The organism is Lyngbya aestuarii BL J (assembly GCF_000478195.2).
In the GTDB taxonomy this organism is placed as follows: Bacteria; Cyanobacteriota; Cyanobacteriia; order Cyanobacteriales; family Microcoleaceae; genus Capilliphycus; species Capilliphycus aestuarii.
In genome coordinates this window covers 1-2047 of sequence record NZ_AUZM01000167.1, presented here as the reverse complement: position 1 = coordinate 2047, position 2047 = coordinate 1, and the positions used below count along the sequence as shown (strand labels likewise).

Sequence of the window (2047 nt, the reverse complement as noted above, 5' to 3'; positions counted from 1 at the left end):
GATAGAGTCTATTAAGCCTTTTTGAACTGATATTTCAGAGTGTTTTAGTTCAACAAAACTTTGACTAAATTGTTCTTTTTAAATTAAATCAAGCAAATTCTTCTATTTTTGAAACAAAAAAAGTTCATTTTTAGTCTAAATAAAAAGTTTTAAAAAAATCAGTTTTTCTACTGTTAACAAAGTATATTCTGATTGGAAAATCATAAAAATTGTTGGATATATTTCTCTGTTTAACATTAGAAATTTATGATCGAACTAAAGCTTAATTATTAGAATATTATGACTCCCAAGATAGATCAAACCTCTACAAACGTCGTGAAACAAAAACAAACTCCCCAAAGTAAACATCAGCTTCGTCGAGAGTTACTGCATATTCGTCAGTCGATGTCAGCAGAAGATTGGCGAGAAAAGAGCGATCGCATTAGTTTTCATTTACAAGCTTCGTCTATATTTCAACACGCAAAAACAGTTTTAGCTTATGTTAGCTTTCGTCAAGAACCTGATTTGAGTCGTCTCTTTGCAGAAACCAGCCAAGAAGGAACAAAAATTTGGGGATTTCCAAGATGTGTTGAAAATGTTCTAATTTGGCATGAATGGAAACCCGGCGAACTCTTGCAAACAGGGGCTTATGGAATATGGGAACCTCACGCCGACTTACCCCTAATTTCACCGTCTCAAGTTGATTTAATTTTAGTTCCGGCTGTTGCTTGTGATCAGCGAGGATATCGTTTAGGATACGGTGGAGGATATTATGATCGGATGCTTAGTTCTCCTGAGTGGCAATCTATTCCAACGATAGGAATTGTATTTGATTTTGCTTATTTGACCGAGTTACCGATTGAGAATTGGGATCAACCTTTAAATGAATGTTGTACAGAAGAAGGGTTGAAGTTAAATAATCAATGAACTTAAAATCACCAATAATCAAGAGATTTTGGAATTATTTACTGCTGAGTGTCATTGCTCTTTTGATGCTCTTTCCGTTATTGTGGCTGATCGGTACAGCCTTTAAGTCAGGGAACGAAAATATCTTTCAATTTCCCCCTCAGCTATTCCCTCGTGAACCGACTTTTGAGAATATAATCAAAGTCTGGCAAACAAACCCGATGGGGCGTTATCTTGTCAATAGTATGATTGTGGCGAGTCTGACTGTTGAATTAAATTTGTTATTCTGTGCGTTAGCGGCTTACCCCTTGGCGCGATTAGACTTTCGGGGAAGGGATAGCATTTTCACCGCTATTATTGCCACAATTATGATCCCGTTTCAAATTGTGATGATTCCCCTCTACGTCTTAACCGTGCAGTTAGGATTGAGAAATACTTATCTCGGTTTAATTTTTCCCAGTGTAGCTTCAGCATTTGGCATTTTTTTGTTGCGACAAGCCTTTTTGAGTGTACCCAAAGAACTCGTTGAAGCCGCCCGCATTGATGGATGTTCTCAACTGGGGATTTGGTGGCACATTATGCTTCCGGCTGTGCGACCTGCTTTAATAACATTAGCAATTTTTGTGTTTATCGGGTCTTGGAGTGACTTTCTTTGGCCGTTGCTGATTTTAGATCAACCCGAATACTACACCCTGCCTTTAGGAGTTGCCAAATTAGCCGGAACCTTCTCTTTCGATTGGCGTTTGGTGGCTGCGGGATCAGTGATTTCGATAGCACCCGTATTGTTATTATTTCTGTTGCTTCAACGCTACATAGTGCCAACAGACGCCGCAACAGGGGTCAAAGGATAATTCCATAACCTCACCCTATCGAGCCGAAAATACCCCTTTCGGATAAGCAATACGTTTGTGGTTGACTTGTTCCCAAACTCGGACAAAAACTTCAGCAATTTTTGCCATATCTTCTCGGCTGAGTCCAGAGTCTACCAATTGATTATCTTGCCATCTCGCCCGGAGAATTTTATTCACCATTTGTAGGGCTTCTTCGTGGGTGGCATCTTTAAGACTTCGCAACGCCGCCTCACAAGAATCAGCTAACATCACAATTCCTGTTTCCTTCGATTGTGGACTTGGCCCATCATAGCGAGATCGGAAGAGCACAC

The 2047-nt window shown here is 39.7% G+C and carries 2 protein-coding genes and 1 pseudogene; 2 read left to right on the top strand and 1 reads right to left on the bottom strand.

Annotated elements, in window-relative coordinates:
- Positions 1-279 precede the first annotated feature (279 nt).
- Positions 280-906, top strand: a complete 627-nt coding sequence (locus M595_RS27170) for a 5-formyltetrahydrofolate cyclo-ligase (RefSeq protein WP_023064692.1) — start codon at positions 280-282, stop codon at positions 904-906.
- Entirely contained in the window at positions 903-1736 is an 834-nt protein-coding gene (locus tag M595_RS27165; protein ID WP_023064676.1) for a carbohydrate ABC transporter permease, read from the top strand. The genes M595_RS27170 and M595_RS27165 overlap by 4 nt, the downstream gene beginning before the upstream one ends.
- A gap of 15 nt (positions 1737-1751) precedes the next feature.
- Here the strand turns inward: M595_RS27165 and M595_RS27160 are convergent.
- Positions 1752-2047: pseudogene (locus M595_RS27160) on the bottom strand (hypothetical protein); the annotation flags it as partial.